The 22,799-nt window shown below is 57.6% G+C and carries 21 protein-coding genes; 18 read left to right on the forward strand and 3 right to left on the reverse strand.

The window, feature by feature from the left end:
* Positions 1-19: 19 nt before the first annotated feature.
* A complete protein-coding gene (locus tag OC445_RS21635) occupies positions 20-1,048 on the reverse strand; it encodes a hypothetical protein (RefSeq protein ID WP_262020347.1) in 1,029 nt (342 codons plus the stop codon).
* A 335-nt stretch (positions 1,049-1,383) separates the two neighbouring features.
* On the reverse strand, positions 1,384-1,596 hold the full coding sequence (locus OC445_RS21640; RefSeq protein WP_043046698.1) for a hypothetical protein: 213 nt from the start codon (positions 1,594-1,596) through the stop codon (positions 1,384-1,386).
* 447 nt (positions 1,597-2,043) lie between these two features.
* Between OC445_RS21640 and OC445_RS21645 the strand changes: the two genes are divergently transcribed.
* The 8 genes from OC445_RS21645 (at position 2,044) to OC445_RS21680 (ending at position 9,453) form a co-directional block, all read left to right on the forward strand.
* Positions 2,044-2,547 carry a hypothetical protein gene (locus tag OC445_RS21645; RefSeq protein WP_262020348.1) on the forward strand — a complete coding sequence of 168 codons (504 nt, stop codon included), beginning with the start codon at positions 2,044-2,046 and terminating at the stop codon, positions 2,545-2,547.
* Positions 2,548-2,561: 14 nt separating this feature from the next.
* Positions 2,562-3,125: a YfbU family protein gene (locus OC445_RS21650; protein ID WP_262020349.1), complete on the forward strand. Its 564-nt coding sequence runs from the start codon at positions 2,562-2,564 to the stop codon at positions 3,123-3,125.
* 514 nt (positions 3,126-3,639) lie between these two features.
* The gene (locus OC445_RS21655) at positions 3,640-4,281 is read left to right on the forward strand and encodes a hypothetical protein (RefSeq protein ID WP_262020350.1); all 642 of its coding nucleotides are present in this window, start codon (positions 3,640-3,642) and stop codon (positions 4,279-4,281) included.
* A 760-nt stretch (positions 4,282-5,041) separates the two neighbouring features.
* Positions 5,042-5,239: a hypothetical protein gene (locus OC445_RS21660; RefSeq protein WP_034127763.1), complete on the forward strand. Its 198-nt coding sequence runs from the start codon at positions 5,042-5,044 to the stop codon at positions 5,237-5,239.
* A 311-nt stretch (positions 5,240-5,550) separates the two neighbouring features.
* Positions 5,551-5,907, forward strand: coding sequence for a hypothetical protein (locus tag OC445_RS21665; RefSeq protein WP_233097264.1), 357 nt, complete (start codon positions 5,551-5,553; stop codon positions 5,905-5,907).
* 150 nt (positions 5,908-6,057) lie between these two features.
* Entirely contained in the window at positions 6,058-6,798 is a 741-nt protein-coding gene (locus tag OC445_RS21670) for a hypothetical protein (RefSeq protein WP_057974897.1), read from the forward strand.
* A gap of 133 nt (positions 6,799-6,931) precedes the next feature.
* Positions 6,932-7,207 carry a hypothetical protein gene (locus OC445_RS21675; protein WP_054898274.1) on the forward strand — a complete coding sequence of 92 codons (276 nt, stop codon included), beginning with the start codon at positions 6,932-6,934 and terminating at the stop codon, positions 7,205-7,207.
* Between the two features lie 128 nt (positions 7,208-7,335).
* On the forward strand, positions 7,336-9,453 hold the full coding sequence (locus OC445_RS21680; RefSeq protein ID WP_198790522.1) for a TonB-dependent receptor family protein: 2,118 nt from the start codon (positions 7,336-7,338) through the stop codon (positions 9,451-9,453).
* Position 9,454: 1 nt separating this feature from the next.
* Here the strand turns inward: OC445_RS21680 and OC445_RS21685 are convergent, their stop codons facing one another.
* On the reverse strand, positions 9,455-11,272 hold the full coding sequence (locus tag OC445_RS21685) for a sigma-54-dependent Fis family transcriptional regulator (RefSeq protein ID WP_198790521.1): 1,818 nt from the start codon (positions 11,270-11,272) through the stop codon (positions 9,455-9,457).
* 351 nt (positions 11,273-11,623) lie between these two features.
* On the opposite strand from OC445_RS21685, the gene OC445_RS21690 reads away from it, so the two are divergent.
* The 10 genes from OC445_RS21690 to OC445_RS21735 all read left to right on the forward strand — a co-directional run bounded on the left by OC445_RS21690 (position 11,624) and on the right by OC445_RS21735 (position 22,781).
* On the forward strand, positions 11,624-12,718 hold the full coding sequence (locus OC445_RS21690; protein ID WP_198790520.1) for an ABC transporter ATP-binding protein: 1,095 nt from the start codon (positions 11,624-11,626) through the stop codon (positions 12,716-12,718).
* Positions 12,718-13,815, forward strand: a complete 1,098-nt coding sequence (locus OC445_RS21695; protein ID WP_032902868.1) for an ABC transporter ATP-binding protein — start codon at positions 12,718-12,720, stop codon at positions 13,813-13,815. Before OC445_RS21690 ends, OC445_RS21695 begins: the two co-directional genes overlap by 1 nt.
* Positions 13,812-14,678: a carbohydrate ABC transporter permease gene (locus tag OC445_RS21700; protein ID WP_003192014.1), complete on the forward strand. Its 867-nt coding sequence runs from the start codon at positions 13,812-13,814 to the stop codon at positions 14,676-14,678. The genes OC445_RS21695 and OC445_RS21700 overlap by 4 nt, the downstream gene beginning before the upstream one ends.
* Before the next feature lie 10 nt (positions 14,679-14,688).
* Entirely contained in the window at positions 14,689-15,489 is an 801-nt protein-coding gene (locus tag OC445_RS21705) for a carbohydrate ABC transporter permease (protein ID WP_003192012.1), read from the forward strand.
* A gap of 11 nt (positions 15,490-15,500) precedes the next feature.
* Positions 15,501-15,773 carry a DUF2160 domain-containing protein gene (locus OC445_RS21710; protein WP_014718862.1) on the forward strand — a complete coding sequence of 91 codons (273 nt, stop codon included), beginning with the start codon at positions 15,501-15,503 and terminating at the stop codon, positions 15,771-15,773.
* Between the two features lie 179 nt (positions 15,774-15,952).
* Positions 15,953-17,695 (forward strand): ABC transporter substrate-binding protein, encoded by a 1,743-nt coding sequence (locus OC445_RS21715; protein ID WP_003192009.1) that lies wholly within the window; start codon positions 15,953-15,955, stop codon positions 17,693-17,695.
* A 295-nt stretch (positions 17,696-17,990) separates the two neighbouring features.
* The gene (locus OC445_RS21720; RefSeq protein ID WP_262020351.1) at positions 17,991-19,370 is read left to right on the forward strand and encodes an iron-containing redox enzyme family protein; all 1,380 of its coding nucleotides are present in this window, start codon (positions 17,991-17,993) and stop codon (positions 19,368-19,370) included.
* 11 nt (positions 19,371-19,381) lie between these two features.
* Positions 19,382-20,326 carry a methyltransferase gene (locus OC445_RS21725; RefSeq protein ID WP_105227128.1) on the forward strand — a complete coding sequence of 315 codons (945 nt, stop codon included), beginning with the start codon at positions 19,382-19,384 and terminating at the stop codon, positions 20,324-20,326.
* Between the two features lie 7 nt (positions 20,327-20,333).
* Positions 20,334-21,452 (forward strand): carboxylate-amine ligase, encoded by a 1,119-nt coding sequence (locus OC445_RS21730; RefSeq protein WP_198790518.1) that lies wholly within the window; start codon positions 20,334-20,336, stop codon positions 21,450-21,452.
* Between the two features lie 84 nt (positions 21,453-21,536).
* Positions 21,537-22,781, forward strand: a complete 1,245-nt coding sequence (locus OC445_RS21735; RefSeq protein ID WP_060764787.1) for a zinc-dependent alcohol dehydrogenase — start codon at positions 21,537-21,539, stop codon at positions 22,779-22,781.
* Positions 22,782-22,799: the final 18 nt, after the last annotated feature.

Below are 22,799 nucleotides of genomic sequence, written 5' to 3' on the forward strand. Positions count from 1 at the left end.
TAACTGAATAATGTGCGTATCATCTGTTCTGAAGGAGCCACTCATCCTCAGAACATCGGTCACATAATCCCCCTCCATGATCCCTAACAAGTGCGCTTACTGGTTTAGAGCAATGATGACATTTAGGCCATTCATTTGTTGCGCCACACCAGTGACATGTACTGTCATCGATTAAGAACATACGAATGTAACAAGAATTACACTCGCGAATTAACTCGTAATTGTCATCCGTAACGAATGCGGGTTCGTGCGCCAAGGCGAATTCTGCTTCCAACATTTCAATCAATGATTCGGTCTGGTGGCATGCGAGACATTCATATCGAAATTCTGAAACATTGATAGGTATGCTGGCGTCTACGTCAGCTTTGCATGGCTGCAGCAGTGACGACCCACATGCTCGGCATTCAACGCTGATTAACAGAATGCGTGCCGATTCCGGAAGTTTTAGAGCATCCCATTCCATCTGTATACGTGAACGATTGGACTCTAAAAACTCATGCGTTTCTAGCATTTTGGACCAAGAGCGTCCAAGAAGCGCCGCCGGAGCTTCGTAGAGTTCCTCCGTGATAAATTTTTGGAGCATAGGAAACAAATCGGCGATTAGGGCTTGAATCTTACTCGTCGGATCTGTCGGGTGAAGATGTTCTAACGCGTTCCTGCTGTTTCTCAATCGGGTTACTACATTCCAGTCATGGTATATAGATAAACTTTCTAAGCGTGCTTTGATCATAGAGGTATCAATGGTGTCCTTTGAGTGAGGTTTAGGTTTCCATTTGATATCGCCACTATTATCAATGCTTGGTAATATAGATTGAGGCTTGAATATTAATTCGATGGCTTGCTCTTGTGTTTTTGCTAATGATGCGATTTTGTATTTGAAAAGTAATAGCACGCCGGCATAAATGTTTCTGGCAGCTGAAATTGCTCTCGCGGGTGTAGTGCGGCTAGTTTCATAGTCTTCGATCCCTAGTTGGATCGAGCTGATAGCGTTGTTGAGTATTTCCCCGATTTCAAGTCTGATGGAATTCTCTTTTTTGGGGGGTGCCATGGCGGCTCCTAATGCGAGTTTTCGAAATCGAGAGTAGACCAGCGATGTCAGCAAGGGGAGGGACTGCGAAGAAGTGTAGTGAAAAATCGGCCTGGCTGCAGATGGACGCGCCTGTCGCTGCGCTGGCAACACTCCTTTCGCAGTTGTCGAGGGGTCCGAAGAACGATAGGGCGGCCCTTATGGGGCAAAAATGGGGCAAACCATACGCCATTCTATGCCATCCAATGCCAATTATGCATTTGTGCAAACTGTCGTGGACGTGCATCACGGCCCGCAAACGCGGGCCTATCCCCCAAAATCCCCGACATACTCCTACACAATCGGGGTGTGCTTTGTCACAGACGATTAGTTCGTAGCTTCGCCAAGCCCTGCTTGATGTGCCCAGCATTTTCGCCGATCACGAATAGAGCACCACGGACGTTGTCACCAACCTCATCCATGCCTTGCTTTTCGCTTTGGAGAGCCAACTCCATCAGAGCTGCTTCCAACGCCAGCTGATTCTCGTACATTCGTTCAAGCAAATCTGGGAGTGAGTATTCCCCTGCCATGTGTGTCACCCCGCCTAAAAGGGCTAAGCATAGCAGTGGCGTAGTAAATTGGTGCTTGCTTAGAAATTGCTACGAGGAAGGCCGCTCAATGCCTCGAAAGCAGGGGTAGTGGCGCTTTTGGGGAGAGCGACGTCCAATCCATCATCGGACGGATCGTTTAGCTGGCTTCCCTGCAGTCGTATGGGATCCTAAGCTGCCTACCGCGAAGGGCAGCAGTCGGCCAGAAGCGGACGGTCACCCAGTAAATAAATCTGTCCCCTTTTCCACCCATCTGGTTTCGTAATTGGGCTGGGTTATTCAGGATCTGTTCCGTGTGGTCGGCCGGCTGGATGGGCAGGCGTTGAGGCCGCTGACGGTGGTGCTGGGGGAGGAAAAAGGCGTGGTGATTGCGGCTTGATGAGGATAAGCTTCAATGCCTAAAGCGAAGTCATATGGCAGGGAGGCTGCGTGGAAACAGGTTTTATGTGGTGGCTCGGTCTTGTCTCGGCAATCGCATCTATCGGCAGCGCTGTATGGGCATGGCGTGAGGCATTAAATGCATCTGACTCGGCATCAAAAGCCGATGCACTGTATTCGCGAATGATTAACTCCAGGCAAAGTGCTGAGGCGCATCAGGTGCTGCATGCTACTAGGACGATATTGCAGGCTATCTCTCCTATAGGGCCCTCTGGACAAGTCAAGCAGATAAAGGGCATTGATCTTTCTCACATATCTAGAGCGCTAGAGAGTTATTGTCAGACCCTCTCGGAATATGGTCATCTTTTTAGTGTTGATATAGAAAGTCATGCAGTTAACCTTTCAAAGTCAATATTGAATAATTTGCCAGATGTGGTTAATAAGTCTGATTTGGAAGGTGTTATAAAGGCCGGTACATTGATTTATATTGAAATCAATAATTTCATGCCAGTCGCCAAGCAGATATCTGACGAGCGCATGGAAGACGTGAAATAAGGAGTGACGATTATATGAAGTTTACAGATGGTGAAAAAGTAATCGCTTTGATGCTGTGCGAACTTTACGACAAGCTCGGAGTAGACAGCGAGATAGATCCAGATTTCATAAGGTCGGCGATCCATTCAGAAAGTGAGTGGAGTATCGCATGGAAATACCCAGGCATCCCTTTTACTGAACAGGATGAACCTGAAAGCCTAAGAGAAATTTTGGATGTACTTGAAATGTGGGACTGGATTGAAGACTCCTACGCTGAGCTTTCTGCCGACGACAAAAAAGCGCTTATTGAGAAGGCCAAGCCGTTTGGGCTAAATCCTACATTTCAGGGGTTTGATGGTAATAATGAGTCGAGATATATAGGGATTGCATCAACGCTTGTTAACGATCTTGATCGGTTCGAGCGATTCAAGGGAAGATATCTCAACTCACATTCCCCTATGATGGACGTTTATCAGCGCATGCTTCACGCTTTCGCTATGGTTCGAATATCGTCCTATGATAGGTACCTGAACGTTGACGAGATTGCGCAGGTATTAAACGCATGCACTCATCCTAGCCAACGAAAGACGTCGACTTGACGCTCTTGTGTTGCTTTTTAGGAATGATTTTTCCTAAGTTGATAAGCAGCAGGGAAAAGGGAACAGATTTATTTACTGGGAAACAGTCCGCTCCTGGCAGGTTTCTGACTTTCGCGACAGACAGAAATCGGCCAAAATCTGCCGGCTGGTCTAAGATAAATAGCGCCTGCTGCTGAGTGCCGACAGGTGCAAATACACCGTAAGACTGGATAAATATTCTCGACCTCGGTAGCCCCATTCTTGGTGTAAAACGATGGGACGGCCCCCTCAACTTACTCGCACTAGACACGCCCGGTGTAAATAGAGTAGCTTTTTAGGCGGATTTTCTCGTGCACCTGTGAGCGAGGCTTTCCATCAATGTTGTATAACTACCGTATACGATCATCGGAACGCTGAAAGCCTCAGCCTAGACACGGATAGCCAGATGAACAAAGAATGTTACACCCCACGCGCGCCCGGGTAGTTATGCACCACGTGGTGTCCATTTATAGTTAACGCAACAGCAGGAATCAGCATGTCATCACTCATCTTTTATACAGATGAAACGCAAGTGGTTGTAGCAACAGACACTCTTGCTGTCGACGCCAATGGTGAGCCATTCATGTTGACATCAAAGTCTACACATATCCCACACTTAAATTTAGTTATTGCGGGTACGGGGTGCGGTGGTTTCTCCAATGAATGGGCAATGCATGTGAATAATCGAATGGTTCTCGGTGGAATCATGAATCTTGACCATCACACCCAAAATTCGCTTTTAGAGCTCTGGAATAAATACAAAGGAAACTTCGCTTTATCGGAGAAAATGACAACTACTGTTTATCACTTTGGTATATCTGAAGAAACCAAGAAAATTGTTTCTTTCGCCTATCGTTCCACAAACGAATTTCGCTCAGAGGCCATCCAATATGGTACGGCCGTGAAACCAGAATGCAAAATCTTAGAGGGTAATCTTATTGAAATAATCCCTCTGATGATGCAAGAGCAACGAGAATTTCAAGAATCGCAACCTAAAGAAAACAGAATATATATTGGTGGCGAAATTAACGTAATGCATCTCACCGAGAATACATGCAATACATTTAAAATCGGAGAATTTCCGGATTTCAGGCAGCATCAGCAGTTTGTTTTATTGAGGCATTCGGGAAAGTATTGATAGCGAATGATTGGGTCGCTCGCTGTGCCTACTGAGACGGGCTAAAGCACGACCCTTAATCAAACGTTAAGCATTAATTACTTTTGCTTTAGGCGCCGCACACGTCAAGTTAACTTTGTCCCGCTCGCGGCCACTCTAATGGCAGCTCATCAGTTTCGCATTATTCCATTTGATATACTGACGTAAGTCTGGCACGAGATCATCTTGGTGGTAGCTGATCTGTCCTTAACTATCAAGGGCAACTAACTAATATCAGAGCTTGCCCCTGAGTGGGTGAGCCTGATTGGCTCCTTTTGGCCGAAAGCAGTCGCAAAGTATTTGTAATTCTTTAGGCAATTCCGTGGCTTGCCTTCATTCGACATGATGCTCGGGAGGACAAAAACGGTTCCCAAACTCAAAACGCACCCCTTGCAGAATGCGGTCTGTAGCCTGACCGATTGCCATGAGTAATGGAACGCCGACGGGTTTCGGGGCATTGGCCCGCTTGAATTTGCATAGCGGTCTTGAAAACCGGCGGACGTTAATAGCGTCTCCAGGGTTCGAATCCCTGGTTTCCCGCCAAGATTTACACGAAAGCCTCGCGAAAGCGGGGCTTTTGCGTTTCTGGGGTTTGGGTGTGCTGATAATCAAATAAACGCTGTTTTTCGCATTCATACCTTTCAAAGACGAACCACCATTCGTCTAACATCCGGCACTCTCCATCCGTTGCTTCCTCTCAATCTTAAGCACGGATATCCCGAGCGATACACGGAGAGCCAGCATGGAAATCAACGAGAAAGCCCAAGGCAACATTTCCCAGCAAGCGGTTACTCGTAACACCGATAATGAGACGGGGCATGACCCGAGGCGCGATGAGGACGATATCCCGCTACCCCCGGATGACGAGGCCCCGATCGAGGAGGACATGTCGGATGTAGACGCGGCGGATTCCGTAGCAAGTGAGCACCCCGCTACCTGAAGACGCCCGATCAATGAAACCCGGCCGAGCGCCGGGTTTTTATTGCGGTTTTCGGCTCATTTAAATAACCGTAATCCTTAAGTAGTGGCATCGCATAATTGTGAATGGCTTCACGATGCCTCTATGATCAGCACGCACTGTATTGGATCGCTGAGCCTCAACCCTTTAAAGGACACAAGCATGGACAAGCACTTCGGTAATTCGGGCCTTTTCAAGAACCCTTCGTATCAAGGCAACGACGCTCACAACGGCTGCAGCACTGCCGACTGGGAGCTGAAAAACAGTGCGCTGAATACGAAGGAGTTTTTGATATGTCCAAAGAATTACTCGGAGTTTTTGCTCTAGGGTTGATGATGGTCGGTGAGTTTTGTGCAATCTACAGTGAGGTGGTGACCGCCAAGTTGGCCCAGGCCGGCAGTGGTTCCTGGGAGGCCTTTGTACTTCCCGTGGTCTTGATGTGTTTTGCCGGGCTTTGCCTGCTGGGCGCCTATTGGCTGGGGTATGTGGTTGTCGGTGATATCTGGATTGTCACGGTAGTCTCGGTCACTTCGTTAGTGCTGCTGGAACCTGTGGTGGTCTGGGCGCTGTTTCATGAAGCTCCAGGGCGGGGCGCGTTGATCGGGTTCTGCCTGGGCGCCTTGGGGATGCTTGCGACGGTAGTGCTCTAGCACGCCGGGGAATCAAGTGTCGGGTCAGATCAGCGTCTGCAGTCCGATGCTGATCTGACCCGCACCGCTGCACTTTTTTCCATTCTGCTGATCTACCCTGTCCCAGCCACCCGACCCCACGGGTGGCCAACAGAATCAGACCCGGTGCCGATGGATCGAACGTCAACTGTTTCCACCTCCCGATGGCCGCTGCTGCTGGCTGCGATATTAACGCTGTGTGCCGCAGGTTGCAGCCAACAACAGGGTCGCGATATCGCCAGGCAGTTCAGCGATGGCAAGCCGGATGAATTCTTCCAGACCAGCGTCGACCGCATGGCCACCCTGGGGATGCGTGACAACCTGCAAAGCCTCTACTTGCTGATGAGCAAGCTCTACCTGCGCAACCCCAACCAGTGGCGTCAATCGGGGTATCCGGATGCAGTGACCGCCGCCCGGCAAATCCGTCAGGCCATCGAAAATCGCCGTCCCTTGCCCGCACTGGGAGATCGTAGTGACCTGGCTGCCCTGAGTTATTCCTTGAGCCCTGACTTTCGCGGCGACCGCGTCGGCGCGTTCATCTACGCGATTGGCAGCATGCTCGTGACCGCTCACGGCGGGCGTACGCAGTTTTATGTGACCGACTCGATCAACCCGCAGTTTGTCAGCAATGCCGCGCGCAATATCGAAAAGGCCACCTGGCTGCTCAGTCAGCGTCAGGATGCCAATGGCGTGCTGCTGTTGTTTTCCAACGAGATATCAGAGGAGGGCAGTAACCTCAGTTTTGCCGTTGAGTTCGGCAAGATCGTCGCGCGTTTGGACCTGCTGACCCAAATCCTTGATGAGCGCTACCGGCGCATTGGCCTCAATTACGCACAAAGCCTGTTGCTGATGAATTTCCTGCCGGTGCAGTGAGGCCCATCGCATCGACCAATCGGTGCGGTGTTTCCCTTTCCGCTGTAGGAAGCGGCCTATCTTGCCTCCGGCGGCTTGAAAGGCTTGCCTGCGGGCAATAGCCTCGGATTTTTCTTAAACACGAGGCCCTCCCTTGGGTAAACGAAAAACGGTTTGGCCCACGGATCGCGAAATACGCTTGCGGTTTATCCTCTATGCGGTGATCGATGCCGCGACCGCCCAGGGCGTGTCTGCCGAGTTATTGCTGCCGGCGCATAAGTTATTGCGTGACTCGCCCACGGAAGTCCAGTTGCGCGACACCTTGGGGGAGATTCTCGCCACTGACGAAATGTATGGCTTCCGCTTTCCGCCGGGGTCGGATGCCGATGACCTGATGCGGGCATTGGCAACGCCTGACGACCAAACCTGATCCATCCTGTTTTTAAAACGCCCCTGTCCGTCATCAAGGAGTGACCTGACGGGCATGCCTGCCATCCCATCACTGTTCGCGTGGTGGGTTTGGCCCGGCACGTTCCCGGATTCCAAGGACCTGCCCCAATGCTGCTGCGCCACCCCCCGTTTATTTTTGCCGCCTTGACCCTCAGTTCGCTGGTACAGGCTGAAAGCCTGCAATTGGCGCCGGTTGAAGTCACCACGGCTGAGGCCAGCGCCGCAGAAATCGCCCAGGCACAGCTCAAAAGCGTGCCCGGTGGCACCAATTACATCGATATGGACAGCGTGCAGCAGGGGCGGGTCAGCACCAACGAGGATGTCTTCAAGTACCAGGCCGGTGTGTACGCCAAGGCGGCCAATAACGAAGGGGTGAAGGTGTCCATTCGTGGCTCGGGCCTGAACCGCGCCCCCGGTGCCCATGCCTCCGGCCTGTATGAAATGTTCGACGGCCTGCCGCTTACCGGCCCAGGCGGCACGCCCTATGAGCTCAAGGACCCGCTGTGGCAAAGCCGGGTAGAGGTGCTGCGTGGCGCCAACGGGTTCGATCAGGGTGCATTGGCCTTGGGCGGTGCGGTCAACTACGTCACCCGCACCGGCTTGGACGCGCCCAAGCTACAGGTGCGCTATGAGGTCGGCAGTCGCGGCTATGCCCAGCGTGAAGTCAGTTCCGGGCAAGTGCTGGGGGACGCCGACTATTACATCAGCCTCACCGATTCGGAGTCCGACGGTTATCAGCACCAAAGCGCTGGTACCGGCAAGGGCATCGCCGCCAACTTCGGCTACCGCTTTAACCCGGACCTGGAAACGCGCTTCTACTTGCGTTATCGCGAAACCACCAACGATTCTCCCGGCAGGCTCACGCGTGACCAGATTAGCCATGATCCGCGTGCCGCCAACAGTCTCAATGCCGCCCGCGATTCAAAGCGCCTGCAACCGGGCTCCACCTGGATTGCCAACAAGACCACCTTGCGGTTGGACGATAACGCTCGGGTCGAGGTCGGGCTGGCCTATCACGATTACCCCATGGACCTGCGCGAAGGCACCAACCGCCTCAAAGTTGCCTACACCGATATCAGCGGCACCCTGAATTACATCCGGCAGGACAGCCTGTTCGGCCATGCCAGCACCACCACTCTCGGCCTGCGTACTACCCAGGCGATGCCGAACAATGGCGCGTCGGAATACGTGCGCATCCCTGCGGGCAATACTGCCATTTATGCCCCCGGCACCAAGACCCGCGACTACAGCTACCTGGGCTCCGATACTGTGCTGCATGTAGGCAACGAGCTGGAACTGGTGGAGGATCTGTGGCTGACCACCGGCCTTGCCGCCATCTATACGCGCCGCGAAACCCAGGTCACTTACCCTGACGGCCAGGCACCGCTCAGTCAGCATGATTGGGATTACGCGCCGCGCATTGGCCTGCGTTACGACTTCACCCCGCAGTTGCAGGTCTACGGCAACCTGAGCCGCTCGGTAGAGCCACCGCACGCGTGGTCGATGATCTGGGGCTCGAACAAATACTTTGGCCCGGGCAGTGGGGCAGCCACGGGGTTGCAGCGCGAAGGCGTGAAGCTGCGTAATCAGACCGCCACCACCCTGGAAGTCGGCGGGCGCGGTGACGCCTGGCTCGGCCAATGGGACCTGGCGCTCTATCGCTCGGAAGTTCGCCACGAGCTGCTTTCTGTAGAGACCCAGGCCCAGACTGCCACCAGCAACGCTATCATCGCCGAATCCAACGCCAGCCCCACCGTGCACCAGGGCGTGGAACTGAGCCTGCTCAGCCTGCTGTGGGACGGCGGCGGCAGCGGTGAGCTCCAGCTGCGCCAGGCCTACACCTTCAGCGACTTCCACTACCGCGACGACGAGCGTTTCGGCGACAACACTTTGCCCGGCATTCCCAAGCACTACTACCAGGCGCAACTGCGCTACAGCCACCCGACGGGTTTCTACACCAGCCTCAATACCGAGCATGCATCACGGGTAGCGGTGGACTACGCCAATTCCTACTACGCGGCGGCCTACACCACCCTCGGCGCCACCTTCGGCTACGACGCGCCCAAGCAGGACTGGCAAGCCTGGGTCGACCTGCGCAACCTCACCAACCGCCGTTACGCCAACACCGTCACGCCGGGCTACGACGACAAAGGCATGGACGCTGCACGCTCCACCCCCGCTGATGGGCGTGGTATCTACACCGGCGTTTCCTGGAGCTGGCGTTAAATCAACCTTCGTGTTGGCGCAGGCGCTTGTACAGGGTGTTGCGACTCACCCCCAGCTCTCGCGCCAGGTGGGAAATATTCCCGCCCACGGCTTCCAGGCGCTGGCTCAGGTCGAGACTTTCATCCAAGTGTTCAGGTTTAGACAGCGGCACTGTCGCCTGCAAATCCACAAAAAAATCATCGGGCAGGTGCTCTGCGCGGATCGGCTGCTCCTCGGCCATTGCCAGCGCCACCTGCAACACGCTGCTCACTTGGCGTAAATTCCCCGGCCACGGGTGTTGCTCGAATAGCCTCAGCACTTCGGCGCTCAGCCCGGCCCATTGCGTCGGCTCGCGGTGTTGCTGCCACAGTTGCTGGAACAGCGCCTGCTTGTCGGTACGCTCGCGCAACGGCGGCAATTCCAGGGTCAGGCCGCCGATGCGGTAGTACAAGTCCTCGCGAAAGCGCCCGGCCTGCACCAGCTCGCGCAGTGCGCGGTTGGTCGCCGAGATGATGCGCAAGTCCACTGGGAATACCTCGCTACTGCCCACCGGCTGCACACAGCGCTCCTGCAATACCCGTAACAGGCGGGCCTGGGTGGGCAGCGGCATATCGCCGATTTCGTCGAGAAACAGCGTGCCCTTGTCGGCCTTGCGGATCAGACCGATGCTGCCTTTTTGGTTGGCGCCGGTGAAGGCGCCTTTTTCGTAGCCGAACAGTTCCGATTCCACCAGTTCTGCGGGAATCGCCGCACAGTTCACTGCGATTAACGCCTGCCGGCTGCGGGAACTGGTCTGGTGCAGGGCTTTGACGAACACCTCTTTGCCCACGCCGGTCTCGCCGTGAATCAACAACGGAATGTCCTTTTCCAGCAGGCGCTCGGCCTGGCGCACGGCTTTTTCCACGCGCACATCGCCAAAATGCAGGGTTTGGAGGTTGATCGAGGTCGGTGCTGGCGGCTGCGGTTGGCTGAACACCCGGGCCTGCACCGGCATCTGCCTGGGGCGCTTCAATAGGCACTGGAACCGATTGCGTCCCGCCGCTTGCAACGCAAAGGGAAGCCCTTCCGGCTGGTTGAGCAACTCCAGCAGCGACACCTTGAACAGACCGTCGATCATCACCCGCGAGAGGCTGATGCCCAGCAAGTTATCCGCACGCCGATTGGCCGAGAGCACCTGGCCGCTTTCATCAAAGATCAGCAGGCCGGCCCATTGGCTGTCGAGGTTGCTCAGGCCGGTGTTGAAGGTCAGTTGGAAATGTTCGCCGCGAAACAGGTTGAGGATCAGCCGGTTTTCCACGGTCTGGCTCATCATCTTGACCATGCCCAGGGTGTGGGAGGGCGGCAGGTAACTGTCGCTGGACACGTCCAGCACCGCGATGATTTCGCGCTGGGCGTCGAAAATCGGTGCCGCGGAACCGGTCATGAAGCGGTTGGCCTTGAGGAAGTGTTCATCGTGCTCAATATGCACGGCCTGGGCGCAGGCCAGTGCGGTGCCGATGGCGTTGGTGCCACTGGCGCGTTCCATCCAACTGGCGCCGGGGCTGAAGCCACGGGCCAGCGTGGGTTCGATAAACCGCTGGGTGCCCCACGAGGTCAGCACCTGGCCCTGATTGTCGGCCAGCATGATCAGGCAATTGGAATTGCTGAGGATGTTCTCGTAGTAGGGCAATACTTCCTGGTGGGTGGTCTGCACCAGGGAATGCTGGCTTTCCAGGAGCTGGCGAATGCCTTCGGCGGGCAGTTGGTCAAAGCTGGGGGCGCTCTGGTGGTCCAGGCCGTAGGCGCGGCAACGGCGCCAGGATTCCTGGATAAGGGTGTCGTGGGTCAAGGGTTCGGCCATCGTGCGACCTTCTTTATTATTGTTGTCGGGTCTTGCGCCATCTAATGTCGGACATCGAACAATGTGGGAGCGGGCTTGCCCGCGATGGCAGAGGGTCAGGCACACCATCTACAAACTGATGCACCGCCATCGCGGGCAAGCCCGCTCCCACATTTGATCTTCGTCGCGCATAAAGTGTTGTTCACAACTGTTCATTGTCAACCCCGGCAGTGTTCAGTTGTTCAGCCGGATTGTTCACGCCTGAACATCATGATTCACCCATCTCCTTACACATCAAGCGCTTGCGGTTTTGGCACGAAACTCGCTCTGACAACGCACCAGATTCATTCCAATAATAAAAAAGGTCGTGTCATGTCATTGACCCTGGAACATGTCTCCCGCGTTGTCGACGGCCAAACCTGGATCGACGACGCCAACCTGCGGTTCGAAGCCGGTTCTTTCAACGTCCTGCTCGGTCGCACCCTGTCCGGCAAGACCAGCCTGATGCGCTTGATGGCCGGCCTGGACAAGCCCGACAGCGGTCGCATCCTGATGAACGGCGTGGATGTCACGCAAAAGCCGGTACGCCTGCGCAATGTGTCGATGGTCTACCAGCAGTTCATCAACTACCCGACCATGACCGTGTTCGAAAACATCGCCTCGCCGTTGCGCCAGGCCGGTGTGTCCCAGGAGGTGATCCAGAGCAAGGTGCTGGAAACCGCCAAGATGCTGCGCATCGAGAAATTCCTGCAGAGCCACCCCCTGGAATTGTCCGGTGGCCAGCAACAACGCACCGCCATGGCCCGCGCCCTGGTGAAAGATGCCGAACTGATTCTGTTCGATGAGCCGCTGGTCAACCTGGACTACAAACTGCGCGAAGAGCTGCGCCAGGAAATGCGCGAACTGTTCAAGGCGCGCCACACCATCGCGATATATGCCACCACCGAGCCCAACGAAGCCCTGGCCTTGGGTGGCACCACCACCATTCTTCACGAGGGGCGGGTAATCCAGAGCGGCAAGGCCGCCGAGGTCTACCACCAGCCGCAAACCGTCCTCGCCGCTGAACTGTTCTCTGAGCCGCCGATCAACCTGATGCCAGGGCGCATCAGCGGCAACGAAGTGAGCTTCGCCAATTTCGTGCATTTCCCACTCAACGTTGACCTGCGTCCTATCGGCGAAGGCGAATTCCGCTTTGGCGTGCGCCCCAGCCATATCAGCCTGGTGCCTAGCAACGATGATGACCTGGAGCTGGCGGTGACCGTGGAAGTCGCCGAAATCAGCGGCTCGGAAACCTTCCTGCATGTGCGCAGTGAGCATTTCCTCCTGGTGCTGCACCTGCCGGGGGTACATGAATACGATGTCGACGCGCCGATCCGCGTGTATATCCCCACCCATAAACTGTTTGTGTTCGATGGTCAGGGTCGCTTGGTCCAGGCCCCCGGGCGCCGTGTCGCGAGGGTTGCCTGATGGCCGAGATCCATTTGCGCAACCTGGCCCATAGCTATAGTCCTACACCCACAGGTCCAGAAGACTACGCCATTCGGGAAATGAATCATGTGTGGGAGCAGGGCGGTGCCTACGCCTTGCTCGGGCCGTCGGGCTGCGGCAAGTCCACGCTGCTCAATATCATTTCCGGCCTGCTCAGCCCGTCCGAAGGCCAGGTGCTGTTCGATACCCAAGTCGTCAACGACTTGACCCCGGAAAAGCGCAATATCGCCCAGGTGTTCCAGTTTCCGGTGGTGTACGACACCATGACGGTGTTCGACAACCTGGCGTTCCCGCTGCGCAACCAGGGCATGGCCGAAGCGAAAATTCACAGCAAGGTGCAGGAGATCGCCGAAGTCCTCGACTTGCAAAACCTGCTGAGCAAAAAAGCCCGTAACCTCACCGCCGACGAAAAACAGAAAGTCTCCATGGGCCGTGGCCTGGTACGCGATGACGTGTCGGCGATCCTGTTCGACGAGCCGCTGACGGTGATCGACCCGCACCTGAAGTGGAAACTGCGGCGCAAGCTCAAGCAGATTCACGAGCAGTTCAATATCACCATGGTCTACGTTACCCACGATCAACTGGAGGCCTCCACGTTCGCCGACAAGATCGCGGTGATGTACGGCGGGCAGATCGTGCAGTTCGGTACGCCGCGTGAATTGTTCGAGCGGCCCAGCCACACCTTTGTCGGTTACTTCATCGGTAGCCCTGGGATGAATCTGATCGAGGTGCAGGCCAAGGCTGGCGGTGTAGGGTTCGCCAATACCCTGTTGCCGCTGTCCGAAGCGATGCAGCAACGTCTCAACACCACCGACTACAAAAAGCTCCAGGTCGGCATTCGTCCGGAATTTATCCACGTATGGGACGAGTACAACCCTGACGCCCTGCAAGCCGACGTCGTACATGTGGAGGACCTAGGCACCTACAAGATCATGACCCTCAACCTCGACGGCGCCACCCTCAAGGTGCGCCTGGCCGAGGACAAGCCGGTGCCGGAAGGCAAGGCCTCCATCAGCTTCCCGACGCAATGGCTGATGCTCTACGCCGACGATTACCTGCTGGAGGTGGCGCCATGAACAAAGTGCAGAACAACAAGGCCTGGTGGCTGGTGTTGCCGGTGTTCCTGCTGGTGGCGTTCAGTGCGGTGATCCCGATGATGACCGTGGTCAACTATTCGGTGCAGGACATTTTCGACCAATCCAGCCGCTATTTCGTCGGGGCCGACTGGTACAAGCAGGTGCTGCTCGACCCACGCCTGCACGACTCGCTGCTGCGCCAGTTCATCTACTCGGCCTGCGTGCTGTTGATCGAGATCCCGCTGGGCATCGCCATCGCCCTGACCATGCCCACCAAGGGCCGCTGGTCCTCGCTGGTGCTGATCATCCTTGCCATTCCCTTGCTGATTCCGTGGAACGTGGTCGGCACTATCTGGCAGATTTTTGGCCGTGCCGACATCGGCCTGCTGGGCTCGACCCTCAACGCCCTGGGCATCAGCTACAACTATGCGGCCAACACCATGGACGCCTGGGTCACCGTACTGGTCATGGACGTGTGGCACTGGACCTCACTGGTGGCGCTGCTGTGCTACTCAGGTTTAAGGGCCATTCCGGACGTGTACTACCAGGCTGCGCGGATTGATCGTGCATCGGCCTGGGCGGTGTTCCGACATATCCAGTTGCCGAAGATGAAAAGCGTGCTGCTGATCGCGGTGATGCTGCGCTTCATGGACAGCTTCATGATCTACACCGAACCCTTCGTGCTCACCGGCGGCGGGCCGGGTAATGCCACCACTTTCCTGAGCCAGACGCTTACTCAAATGGCCGTCGGCCAATTCGACCTGGGCCCGGCGGCGGCGTTTTCCCTGGTGTACTTCCTGATCATCCTGTTGGTGTCCTGGCTGTTCTACACCGCCATGACCCATTCCGACGCCAACCGCTGAGGCCGCCAACATGAGCAAGCGCAAGCTGATTCCACTACTCGTTTACATCCTGTTCCTGCTGGTGCCGATTTACTGGCTGCTGAACATGTCCTTCAAGAGCAACACCGAAATCCTCGGCGGCCTGACCCTGTTTCCGCAGGATTTCACCCTGGCCAACTACAAGGTGATCTTCACCGACCCGAGCTGGTACACCGGCTACCTCAACTCGCTGTACTACGTGAGCCTGAACACGGTGATCTCCCTGAGCGTGGCGCTACCGGCGGCGTATGCGTTCTCGCGCTATCGCTTCCTGGGTGACAAGCACCTGTTCTTCTGGCTGCTGACCAACCGCATGGCGCCGCCGGCGGTGTTTTTGCTGCCGTTTTTCCAGCTGTATTCCTCCATCGGGTTGTTCGACACGCACATTGCCGTGGCCCTGGCCCATTGCCTGTTCAACGTGCCGTTGGCGGTATGGATCCTTGAAGGCTTCATGTCCGGCGTACCCAAGGAAATCGACGAAACCGCCTACATCGACGGCTATAGTTTTCCCAAGTTCTTCGTGAAGATTTTTATCCCGCTGATCGGCTCCGGTATCGGCGTCACGGCGTTTTTCTGTTTCATGTTTTCCTGGGTAGAACTGCTGCTGGCGCGCACGCTCACCTCGGTCAACGCCAAACCCATCGCAGCGGTAATGACCCGTACGGTGTCGGCTTCCGGCATTGATTGGGGCGTGCTGGCAGCGGCGGGGGTGTTGACCATCCTGCCGGGCATGCTGGTGATCTGGTTTGTTCGCAACCACGTGGCCAAGGGCTTTGCCTTGGGCCGGGTCTAGAGGAGTCGATGATGGAATGGATGGCCTGGACCACCCCCACTGCGCTGTTCTTTGGCGGCATTGCCCTGATTCTGGCGGGCATGACCACTTGGGAATTACGTTCGCCGAGTATCCCGCGGCGCGGTTTGCTGCCGATCAGCACCACCCGTGGCGATCGCTTGTTTATCGGTCTTCTCGGTAGCGCCTACCTGCATTTGCTGGTCATTGGCGTTACCGACTGGAGTATCTGGGTGGCGTCCGCGCTCTCCCTTGTTTGGCTGTTGAGTGTGATGCGTTGGGGCTAGCTGTGCACGGGCTTGTGTGGCGAGGGAGCTTGCTCCCGCTGGAGTGCGCAGCACTCCCAAACCGATAACCGACTCGGATATCTATTTTGGGGCCGCTTCGCAGCCCAGCGGGAGCAAGCTCCCTCGCCACAGCAAGCTCGCTCCTACAAGCCCCGTTTGAAATTAACCTGGAGGTCTCTATGTTGAATAAAAACAATAAGCTGCGACATAGCATTTCATTGGCCGCCGTACTGGCCCTCAGTGGTTTGAGCGCTTCGGCCTGGGCTGATGCGTATGAAGATGCCGCGAAAAAATGGATCGGCAGCGAGTTCAAACCCTCGACCCTTACCGAAGCCCAGCAGTTGGAGGAGTTGAAGTGGTTTATCAAGGCGTCGGAGCCGTTCCGTGGGATGAAGATCAACGTGGTGTCGGAAACCCTCACCACCCATGAATACGAATCCAAGGTGCTGGCCAAGGCCTTCAGTGAAATCACCGGCATCAAGCTGACCCACGACCTGCTGCAGGAAGGCGACGTGGTGGAGAAGCTGCAAACCCAGATGCAATCCGACAAGAATATCTATGACGGCTGGGTCAACGATTCCGACTTGATCGGTACGCACTTTCGCTACGGCAAGACCGAGTCCATCACCGACCTGATGGCCAACGAAGGTAAGGATTTCACCTCGCCCACCCTGGACCTCAAGGACTTTATCGGCCTGTCTTTCACCACCGCGCCGGACGGCAAGATCTACCAGTTGCCCGACCAGCAGTTCGCCAACCTCTATTGGTTCCGCGCCGACTGGTTCGAGCGGCCGGAGCTGAAGGCCAAGTTCAAGGAGAAATACGGCTACGACCTGGGCGTGCCGGTGAACTGGTCGGCTTATGAAGACATCGCCAAGTTCTTCAGCGAAGACGTCAAGGAAATCGACGGCAAGCGCATTTATGGGCACATGGACTACGGCAAGAAAGACCCGTCCCTGGGCTGGCGTTTCACCGATGCCTGGTTCTCCATGGCCGGCGGCGGCGACAAAGGCTTGCCCAACGGTTTGCCGGTGGACGAGTGGGGCATCCGTGTAGAGGACTGCCACCCGGTGGGCTCCAGCGTCACCCGCGGCGGCGACACCAACGGCCCGGCGGCGGTATTCGCCACGCAGAAATACGTGGACTGGATGAAAGCCTACGCGCCACCGGAAGCGGCGGGCATGACCTTCTCCGAATCCGGCCCGGTGCCGTCCCAGGGCAACATCGCCCAGCAGATCTTCTGGTACACCGCGTTTACCGCCGACATGGTCAAACCGGGCCTGCCGGTGGTGAATGCCGACGGTACGCCGAAATGGCGCATGGCACCGTCCCCAGTCGGGCCGTATTGGGAAAAGGGCATGAAGAAGGGCTATCAGGACGTAGGTTCCTGGACCTTCCTCAAGTCCACGCCCGAAAAGCAGAAACTCGCGGCCTGGCTCTACGCGCAGTTCGTGACCTCAAAAACGGTGTCGCTGAAGAAAACCATCGTTGGCCTGACGCCGATTCGTGAGTCCGATATCAACTCCCAGGCCATGACCGACATGGCGCCCAAACTCGGGGGGCTGGTGGAGTTCTACCGCAGCCCGGCCCGTACCGAGTGGTCCCCGACGGGCACCAACGTGCCGGACTACCCGCGCCTGGCGCAACTGTGGTGGAGCAATATCGCCGCAGCGGCCAGCGGCGAGAAGACCCCGCAACAGGCGCTGGACAACCTGGCCAAGGAGCAGGATGCGATCATGACGCGCCTGGAACGCTCCAAGGTGCAACCGGTGTGCGGCCCGAAAATGAACCCCGAGCGTGACGCGCAATACTGGTTCGACCAGCCGGGTGCACCGAAGCCGAAACTGGCCAACGAAAAGCCCAAGGGCGAAACCGTGAACTACAACGACCTGCTCAAGCAGTGGGAGGCGGCGCGTAAGTAACAGCGCCATCTCAACCCCTGTAGGAGCGAGCTTGCTCGCGAAGAACTCACCGACGCCGCGTTTATTCAGGAAGCACGCGTTATCGTTGACGTTTTTCGCGAGCAAGCTCGCTCCTACAGGCATTTTTTGGTTTTGTGAGCCCTGACAAACGACCGCTTATCCCTCCCAACCCAACCTCATTTGAATTTTCCGCACGCCCCGAGGCTCTGCATTTTAGAAGCGCGTGATGTTGAGCGCTCTTGCGGGGCCACCTTGTGGGAGGCCCGTTGTAACGGACTTTGCGGAAACTGCCATCATGACACTCCTTACAGCGCTGTCTGGCCAGCCGGCCTCTCTCACCGACTCGGCCCAGGGCCGCCATCAACGGGTCTACCAACAGCTGCATGGCGAAACCCAAGACGCCACCGAACTGGCGCGTGAATACCTGCACGATCAATTGGCCCTGGTAGAGGACACCGACTGCGACTTGCCTGAGGCGCCCGAACAGCTGATGGCCTGGGTCGAGCAACGCTGCGCCGAGGTGGCCCAGGCCTATGCCGACTACCTTGAGCAGCGCCAGCAAGGGGGGCCACGACGGTATTTCCAGAACAAGGCCCATGCGTTGTACTTTCTGCAGCGCGTGGCACCCACCAAACAGGTCGACGGCGCCTGGCTCTATGGCTTGCTGCGCTATTGGCAAGACCAGCGCTTCGACGGCCTGCTCACCACTTACCTGGAAGAATTGGGCGACGGTGAAGCCGCGCAGAACCATGTGGTGATCTACCGCAAGTTGCTCAGCGAACACGATGCCGACAGCGAAGCCGGCCTTGAGGATGACCATTACCTGCAAGGCGCGCTGCAACTGGCGCTTGGCGTGTGCGCCGACGAGTTCCTGCCGGAGGTCATTGGCTTCAACCTGGGTTACGAGCAACTGCCGCTGCACCTGTTGATCACCGCCTATGAACTCAGTGAGCTGGGTATCGACCCTTATTACTTCACGCTGCATGTCACCATCGACAACGCCAGCAGCGGCCACGCGAGCAAGGCGGCGCAATCGGTGCTGAACCTGTTGCCGCTGGGCGAGGGCAGGGTAGACTTCTATCGCCGTGTGGCGGCATGCTACCGTCTGAATGATTTGGGCCTGGGTACCACGTCTATCATCAAACAATTCAACTTGCAGGACGAGGTGGTGGCGATGCTTGAGCGCAAGCGCGCCTTCGGCCAGCACATGCATTCGGACTATTGCCGCTTCGAAGGGCAGACCGTCAACCAATGGCTGGCCCAGCCTGGGCAGATCGGCGCGTTCCTCAAGGCCCTCGAAGACAAAGGCTGGATCAAACACAACCAGGACCCCGCCAACAGCCGCTTCTGGCAATTGATCGAGGGCGCTGGCGCCGCGATGTTCGGGGTGTTCAGCGGTTATGAAAAACAACTGATCCATGACTGGATTGCGGGTGAATGGGTTACCAGCGAACGCGTGCCGCCCGTGCGGCCGGGACGCGGCAGCCGGTTTTCCCGCGAGCAGCATCGTCCCGCGGATCCTGATACCCAGGCCCTGGCGGAGTCATTGTGCAACTTGCCCGATGTGCAGCAGCTCAATGCACTGATCCCGTGGCTGTCGGCACGCCGTCACTGCACGCCTGCCGGGCTGTATGCCACTCGCCGCTTTATCCAACTGCGTGCGCGCCTGCGCTAAGGAATGTGCCTATGTCTGCGCAACAACTGGCTGATCGTGCCTTGTTGAATTTGGGCCGGGGGTTGAAGGAGGGTGGTTATCGCTTTATCACGCCAACGCCCTTGACCCATGAGCGTGTCTATCGGCGGCTGGCGACGCCCCTGGCAATGACGCTGCGCGATGTGTTCGGTTGGTCGATGCCGTTCGATCAAGGCTTGTTGCCCGAGGCCCTGCGCGAAGAATTGCAGCAAGCGGATGTGATCGAAAAGCACGGCGCGCTATGGCGCAGCTCGGTGCGATGGTCGAGCCTCGACGAGCTGCTGTTCGCCCATTCGCCTTATCCTACCGACCAGGCGGACGCAGTGTTTTTCGGCCCCGACAGCTACCGCTTTGCCCACGTGATCGAAGCCTATCTGCAACAGCGTTTCGAGCCGCTCAAGCGCGCTGTAGACATTGGCTGTGGCGCCGGCGTCGGTGCGCTGGTGATTGCTAAAGCCCGGCATGACGCCCAGGTGCTGGCGGTGGATATCAACCCCCGTGCCCTGCGCATGACCGCGGTGAATGCCGAGCTGGCCGCGCTGAATAACGTCAGCGTGTACCACAGTGACGTGCTGGCCAGTGTGGAGGGCGAATTCGACCTGATCGTCGCTAACCCGCCGTACATGAAAGATGACCGCCAGCGCGCCTATCGCCATGGCGGCGGCGCCTTGGGGGAGCAGTTGTCGCTGCGCATCGTCAGTGAGTCCATCGGGCGCCTGGCCCTGGGCGGTAGCCTGTTGCTGTATACCGGGGTGGCGATGGTGGCCGGCAGCGACCCCTTCCTGGAGGCGGTCAAGCCGCTGCTGGGCAGCGACGCCTACGGCTGGACCTACCGCGAACTGGACCCGGATGTTTTCGGTGAAGAACTGGAAAAGCCAGGCTATGAACAGGTGGAGCGCATCGCCGTGGTCGCACTGACTGTCACCCGATTGCGCTGAATACCCGATGCTCACCTTTGGCATTGAAGAGGAATACTTCATCACCGACCTGCACAGCCGCCAGATGGTCGGCGAGCCCTCGGCGGCAGTGCTGGCGGCCTGTCGCGAAGCGATTGGCGCGGGCTTCTCGTTTGAGATGTTCCAGGGCCAGATCGAGGCGGCCTCTCCGGTGTTCACCTCCAGCGCCGAAGCGGCGGACTACTTCCGGGCAGTGCGCGGCAACCTGGCGCAATCCCTGGCTGAGTTCGGCCTCGGTGTGGTGTGCGCCGGCAGCCACCCCCTGGCCGATTGGCGTGAGCAGCGGCCAACCGATCAGGCGCATTTCCGGCACCTGTTCGACGATATTCAATATGTAGCGCGGCGCAGTGTGTTGTGCGGGCTGCATGTGCATGTGCAGGTGCCGCAAACGCTGGACCGTATCGCGGTGATGAACCAGGTGTCGCCGTGGTTGCCGTTGTTGCTGCTGCTCAGTTGCTCGTCCCCCTTCTGGGACGGCGCGCCCAGCGGCTTCATGAGCTACCGCCAGGCCGCGTGCGACGAGTGGCCCCGCATGGGCGTGCCGGAACACTTCAGCGATTGGGCCGAGTACCAGCGCTACCTGGCCATGTTACAGCGCATCGGCGCGATCAAGGCCGATGGCAATGGCTGGTGGGGAATCCGCCCAGCGGCACGCTATCCCACCCTTGAACTGCGCATGACCGACGCCTGCCCACGGTTGGCGGACACCTTGGCCCTCGCCACGCTGTTTCGGGTAATGGTCGCCCATGCCTGCGCGATGCAGCGCCCTGGCGCCGGGTTCAGTGCCGAGGCGCGCTGGCTGCTCAAGGAAAATCGCTGGCAGGCCAAGCGTTATGGGGTCGCAGGCACCTTCGCGTTGGACGACGCAGGCACCCTGGGCAGCGCTGAGCAATGGCTGCAGTGCGCCCGGCAGACCTTTGCCGCCACCGCAGAGGCCATGGGCGAGCCGCTGCTGTTCGATACCCTGCAGGCACTGCTGCGACGCGGCAACAGCGCGGCCGAGCAGTTGCGCTGGGAGGCCCAGGCCCAGGCGAGCGGCGCCGATGCGCTTGCCAGCTTGCGCCAGGTAGTCGACCTGCTGTTGGCCCAGACTCGCGGCGACCATTGATCGGGTCTTGAACGAGGTTGATGGAACACTGATGGTGTTGCTCCGCCCTTAATCAGTAACCCCTCAACGGCAGGAGCGCAGAGCATGCGAGCGATGACTTACCAGGGCGCACACAAGGTGCAGGTGGATACCGTGCCCGATCCGATCATTGAACAACCCGACGACATCATTCTGCGGGTCACCGCCACCGCGATCTGTGGCTCGGACCTGCACCTGTACCGGGGCAAGATCCCGACCGTGGAGCACGGCGATATCTTCGGCCATGAGTTCATGGGCATCGTCGAAGAAACCGGCCCGGCCGTCACCGCCGTGCAACGCGGCGACCGTGTGGTGATTCCGTTCGTGATTGCCTGTGGCGATTGCTTTTTCTGCCAGCTCCAGCAATTCGCCGCCTGCGAAACCACCAACGATGGGCGCGGCGCGATCCTGAATAAAAAATCCATCCCACCGGGTGCCGCGCTGTTTGGCTACAGCCGCCTGTATGGCGGTATTCCCGGCGGCCAGGCGGAGTGGGTGCGGGTGCCCAAGGCCAATACCGGGCCGTTCAAGGTGCCCGGCACCCTGGCGGATGAGAAGGTGCTGTTCCTCTCCGATATCCTGCCCACCGCTTGGCAGGCAGTGACCAACGCTGGCATCGGCAAAGGCTCCAGCGTGGCCATCTATGGCGCCGGGCCCGTAGGCCTGCTCAGTGCGGCCTGCGCGCAGATGCTGGGTGCCGAGCAGATCTTCATGGTCGACGACCATCCGTATCGTTTGGCCTATGCGCAAAAAATGTACGGCGTGATCCCGATCAACTTCGAAGAAGACGAAGACCCGGCGGACACCATCATCCGCCAGACCGCCGGTATGCGCGGCGTCGATGGTGTGGTGGACGCGGTGGGTTTCGAGGCCAAGGGCAGCACCACGGAAACCCTGCTCACCGCGCTCAAGATCGAGGGCAGCAGCGGCAAGGCGCTGCGCCAGTGCATCGCCGCCGTACGTCGCGGTGGTGTGGTCAGCGTCGCCGGGGTGTATGCCGGGTTTATCCATGGCTTCATGTTTGGCGATGCTTTCGACAAGGGCCTGACCTTCAAGATGGGCCAGACCCATGTGCAGCGGTTCTTACCGGAGTTGTTGGAGCACATCGAGCTGGGGCATCTGCATCCGGAGGCGATCATCACTCACAGGCTGCCCCTGGAGCAGGCGGCGCGGGGGTATGAGCTGTTTGATAAAGCCGAGGAGGAATGCCGCAAGGTGATCCTGCTGCCGGGTGGGAGCGACCGGCCGCTGACCGAGCCGCTGGACGAACTGACCCCTGAGTTGCGCGTACAAAGCGTTCCCGGGTTCTAGGCCAATAACCGGAAAAAT

The sequence above is a fragment of the Pseudomonas sp. Pse35 genome (assembly GCF_024519715.1).
In the GTDB taxonomy this organism is placed as follows: domain Bacteria; phylum Pseudomonadota; class Gammaproteobacteria; order Pseudomonadales; family Pseudomonadaceae; genus Aquipseudomonas; species Aquipseudomonas paracarnis.